This window comes from Kitasatospora sp. NPDC093558 (assembly GCF_040683475.1).
Lineage (GTDB): Bacteria > Actinomycetota > Actinomycetes > Streptomycetales > Streptomycetaceae > Kitasatospora.
On sequence record NZ_JBFBDY010000488.1, the window covers coordinates 1 to 4,821 of the forward strand.

General features: G+C 72.8%; 3 protein-coding genes and 1 pseudogene. All 4 read right to left on the reverse strand.

Annotation, left to right across the window (positions count from 1 at the left end; all coding sequences use genetic code 11):
• Positions 1-284, reverse strand: a pseudogene (locus AB0O00_RS29750) (hypothetical protein); the annotation flags it as partial.
• A gap of 579 nt (positions 285-863) precedes the next feature.
• Positions 864-1,622, reverse strand: a complete 759-nt coding sequence (locus tag AB0O00_RS29755) for a transglycosylase SLT domain-containing protein (RefSeq protein WP_363656981.1) — start codon at positions 1,620-1,622, stop codon at positions 864-866.
• 432 nt (positions 1,623-2,054) lie between these two features.
• Positions 2,055-3,389: a PhoH family protein gene (locus tag AB0O00_RS29760; RefSeq protein ID WP_363656983.1), complete on the reverse strand. Its 1,335-nt coding sequence runs from the start codon at positions 3,387-3,389 to the stop codon at positions 2,055-2,057.
• A gap of 212 nt (positions 3,390-3,601) precedes the next feature.
• On the reverse strand, positions 3,602-4,396 hold the full coding sequence (locus tag AB0O00_RS29765) for an isoprenyl transferase (RefSeq protein ID WP_363656985.1): 795 nt from the start codon (positions 4,394-4,396) through the stop codon (positions 3,602-3,604).
• Positions 4,397-4,821 lie beyond the last annotated feature (425 nt).

Sequence of the window (4,821 nt, forward strand, 5' to 3'; positions counted from 1 at the left end):
GGGGGGGGTGCGGCGGGGGGGGCGGGCGCCTCCGGGTCGGGCTCGGTGTCGGGGGGCGGGATGGGCTGCGGCCCGGCCGCGTCGGCGGGGGCCGGCGCGGCGGCGATGGCGGCGACCGGTGCGGCGCCGTGGTGGTCGGCGGCCGGCAGCGCGTCCGGGACCGCGACGTCGTGCGGGTCGGCCGCCATCGCGGCGCGCCGGCGCCGTTCGATCACGGCGGCCGCGCTCGCCACCACGGCCATGCCCTTGGCCACGGCCTTGAAGGCCTTCCCGCCCCGCGCCATCCTCGCTACCACCGCTCCAGTGCCGGTCCGCCGTCGCCCGGCGGTACGCCGTGCGTCGCGCCACGGCCGTCAGGGATGACGCTACCCGCCCGGAGCCGAACGAGTCCGGCCGCCCGGCGGGTTCGGCCCGGCCGGACCCAGCTGGAGCGCTCGGGCCGGGTCGGCGAAAGCCGGCAAAAGGGGACGTAACGCAAGGTTTCGGATGCGCGACGCTGGGGAGGAGTCGGAGCGAGACCCCGAAGCCGGAGCGGCCCCCAGCCATCCGCCGGCGGACCGGCCGGTGCGGGAAGCACACCAGGACCCCTTCCCGTACCCCGCGTCCGCACCCAGGACCGCACCGCCCGCGAGCGCCTTGGTCAGCGTGGCCCGGGCGGCGCGGCCCGCCCGCCCCGGCGGGGTCCCCCGAACAGGTGGGGCACACGAACAGCCGCAGCCCCCGAACAGGTGGGGTCCCGGACAGGTGGGGTCGCGAAACGACACGGCCCCCGGGCGCTCAGCGGGTGAGCGGCCGGGGGCCGTGGCCGTGCGTGGAGTCCACCGCCGCGGCGGTGACTCGCGGTACTTCTCGTACCGGTACTCCTAGTACCAGCTGTGGGCCTGCCAGAACGACCAGGCGCCGCAGGGGCTGCCGTAGCGGTCGTTCATGTAGCCGAGGCCCCACTTGATCTGGGTTGCCGGGTTGGTGCGCCAGTCGGCGCCGGCCGAGGCCATCTTGGAGCCGGGCAGCGACTGGACCAGGCCGTAGGCGCCGGAGCTCCGGTTGGTCGCGGTGTAGTCCCAGCCGCTCTCGCGCTTCACGATCTGGCTGAAGCACTGGAACTGGGTGTCGTTGCCGACGATCTGCCGCGCGATGTCCTGCACCGAGCCCGGGCTGACCGAGACGGCCGGCGCGGACGGGGCGCTGTTGTCGGTGGCGGCCAGGGCCGAGCGGGCCTTGGCACGGTTGGCGGCGGCCTCGTCGGCCTTCCGCTTGTCGTCGGCGGCCTTCGCGGCGTCGGCCTTGGCCTGCGCGTCGGCCTTCGCCTGCGCGTCGGCGGCGGCCTTCTGGCGCGCGGCCTCCTCGGCGGCCTTCTGCTCCGCGGCGGCCTTGGCGGCGGCCTCGGCAGAGGCCTGCTGGGCGGACGCCTGCTGGCCGATGTTGTCGCTGACGACCTGCGCCTGGGAGCCGGAGGGGACTTCGGCGAGCAAGGTCGCACCGGCGACGTCGACCGTCTGCGTGGCCTTGCCCTCGCTGCCCGAGGCCACACCCACGACGGCACCGACGGCGGTGACGGCGGTGGCGGAGGCCACAGCAACTCCCCGGACCGAGATCCGAGTCACATGGTTTCCTTCCAGCATCGCCCACGCGTGACCGTGCGGACGCAACGTGCCCCTTGGCACGGACCTCCGCAGGTGCTCTGGTCACGGGAGGTGCTGGCCCGGCGTCCGGCCGAGGTGAGGCGACCGGGCGTTGGAATCGGGCGGCGTACGGCTCATCGGTGTTCAATTGTGCGCCCGCCAACCGGAGTTGGCGGAACTTCCGGGCCGGGCTCCGGTCGCCCGGAGGCCCTGCCGCGCCGTACGCGGGGCCTGACAGAACCCTCACCATGCCGCACCGGGCACGTTCGACGCAATTCCCGCCTGCGTGGCGCATGTCACATTCACCGCACGGGAGTTCTCCGGACAGACAGGTACTCGATGTGATGAAACGGACGGGGCCCGCTCCGTCAGGAGCGGGCCCCACGTGCAGAGTTGACCGGATTGTTCGACTTTGTCACGGTCAGGTGTGGATCACGGGTTGATGTCCTCCAGCATCTCCGTGACCAGAGCCGCGATCGGCGACCGCTCCGAGCGTGTGAGGGTGATGTGCGCGAACAGCGGATGCCCCTTCAGCTTCTCCACCACCGCCACCACACCGTCGTACCGGCCCACCCGGAGGTTGTCCCGCTGCGCCACGTCGTGGGTGAGCACCACCCGCGAGCCCTGGCCGATCCGGGACAGCACCGTCAGCAGGACGTTCCGCTCCAGCGACTGCGCCTCGTCCACGATCACGAAGGCGTCGTGCAGCGAGCGCCCGCGGATGTGGGTGAGCGGCAGGACCTCCAGCATCCCCCGCGCGATGACCTCCTCGATCACGTCCGGAGTGGTGACGGCCGAGAGGGTGTCGAAGACCGCCTGCGCCCAGGGGCTCATCTTCTCCGTCTCGGACCCCGGCAGGTAGCCGAGCTCCTGCCCGCCGACCGCGTACAGCGGCCGGAAGACCATCACCTTGCGATGCTGCCTCCGCTCCAGCACCGCCTCCAGCCCCGCGCAGAGCGCCAGCGCGGACTTGCCCGTACCGGCCCGGCCGCCCATCGAGACGATGCCGACGTCCGGGTCGAGCAGCAGGTCCAGCGCCACCCGCTGCTCGGCGCTGCGCCCGCGCAGGCCGAACGCCTCCCGCTCGCCGCGCACCAGCTTGACCCGGCCGTCGCCGGTCACCCGGCCGAGCGCCCGGCCCCGCTCCGAGGTGAGCACCAGCCCGGTGTGGACGGGCAGTTCGGCGGCCCCCTCGATGTCCACCGCGGCGTCGTGGCCGGCCGCGAACAGCGCGTCCACGTCATCGGCCCCGACGTGCAGCTCGGACATGCCCGTCCACCCCGAGGTGATCGCGAGCTCGGCCCGGTACTCCTCGGCGAGCAGGCCCACCGAGCTGGCCTTGATCCGCAGCGGCAGGTCCTTGGACACGACGGTGACGTCGTAGCCCTCGGCCTGCAGGTTGCGGGCGACCGCGAGGATCCGGGTATCCGCCTCGCCGCCCCCGGCGCGGTAGCCGACCGGGAGTATCGACAGGTCGGAGTGGTTGAGCTCGACCCGGATCGTCCCGCCGAGCTCGCCGACCGGGATCGGCTCGTCGAGCCGGCCGAAGCGGATGCGGTAGTCGTCGAGGAGCCGCAGCGCCTGGCGGGCGAAGTAGCCCAGCTCGGGGTGGTGCCGCTTGTCCTCCAGCTCGGTGACGACGACCACCGGGAGGACGACCTCGTGCTCCTCGAAGCGGGTCATGGCGAGAGGGTCCGCCAGGAGCACGCTGGTGTCGAGAACGTACGTGCGCCGGTCTGGTGTCCGGCGGCTCTTGGAACTGACCACTAGGCCTCCAGAGCGGATGACCCTGCGTCATCCGCGGCAAGCCGGCCCCGCTGCCCCGATGGCCCCGGGACCGGACTGATCGGAGTATTCCCAGGCGAGGGGCGGTGCATTCGCGTCCCCGGCGAACTGACGGATCATTGCCGGTGAACGTTTGGCCTCGCGTGGCGGCCGGGTAGGCCACCCCTACGGGGGGTCAGTCGGGGGCGCCGGGGCTAGAGTCCCAGGCGCCGGTTCCGCTGCTCGAACGCGCGCAGCGCCCGCAGGAAGTCGACCTTCCGGAAGGCCGGCCAGTACGCCTCGCAGAAGTAGAACTCGCTGTGCGCGCTCTGCCAGAGCAGGAATCCGGACAGCCGCTGCTCGCCCGAGGTGCGGATGATCAGGTCGGGGTCGGGCTGGTTGCGGGTGTAGAGGTGCTCGGCGATGTGCTCGGGGTCGAGGATCCCGGCCAGTTCCTCGATCGAGGTGCCGCGCTCGGCGTGCTCCTGGAGCAGCGAACGGACGGCGTCGGCGATCTCGTGCCGGCCGCCGTAGCCGACGGCGACGTTGACGGTGATGCCCTCGATCCCGGCGGTCTCCTCCGCGGCGCGCTTGAGCACGTCGGCGGTGTGCTGCGGGAGCAGGTCCAGCGCGCCGACCGGGTGCACCTTCCACCGGCGGGCGGCGGCGAGGCCGGTGACGGCGTCCTCGATGATCCCGAGCAGCGGGACGAGCTCGTCGGCGGGCCGGTCGAGGTTGTCGGTGGAGAGCATCCAGAGGGTGACGACCTTGACGTGGGTCTCGTCGCACCAGCCGAGGAACTCGCTGATCTTGTCGGCGCCGCGCTGGTGGCCGTACGCGGTGGAGCCGCCGGCGGCCTTGGCCCAGCGGCGGTTGCCGTCCAGGATCACGCCGATGTGGTTGGGGGTGCGGGCGAGGTGGACCTCGACCCGGCGGCCGTAGAGCCCGTACGCACCGTGCAGCAGGGTGCGCAGCCCCGGCGTGCGTTCCACGACATCGCGCAGACCCATGTTTTCGGCCCCTCCGTACTCATTTCGGCGGGTGCGTCACCACCCCGGCGCAGCCTACTCCGGCGCACAGGCGACCGGTAAAGCCGCAGGTAGCGGTCTGGTCACGGTCCTGTACGGAGTCTGTCGCGGCGCGCGTGTCGCGGGTCGCGGGCGGCGTCGGGGAAGACGGCTACGGAACGGTCTCCGGTTCCTTAAGGGATCCGTAAGCCGACGTTCCGGTGCTTGACGGCCGCCAATGGTCTAGTCCAGCTTGTGATCCGGGACGGAACGGCATCGACGCGACGGTCCCGGCCCTCCCCCTCCAGCATGACTGCGGACCTCCCCTCCCCCACACGCGGCCGCCGCGACCCCCACCGCGGCGGCCCCTCCGACCCCCCGAGCCACACCCCCAGGCCCCGACCCCCTAACAACCCCCCCACCCCCCC

What these genes read in the sequence shown, in the direction of transcription:
- AB0O00_RS29755 (WP_363656981.1), bottom strand. Translation starts at nt 1,622, where the DNA reads ATGCTGGAAGGAAACCATGTGACTCGGATCTCGGTCCGGGGAGTTGCT.
- AB0O00_RS29765 (WP_363656985.1), bottom strand. Translation starts at nt 4,396, where the DNA reads ATGGGTCTGCGCGATGTCGTGGAACGCACGCCGGGGCTGCGCACCCTG.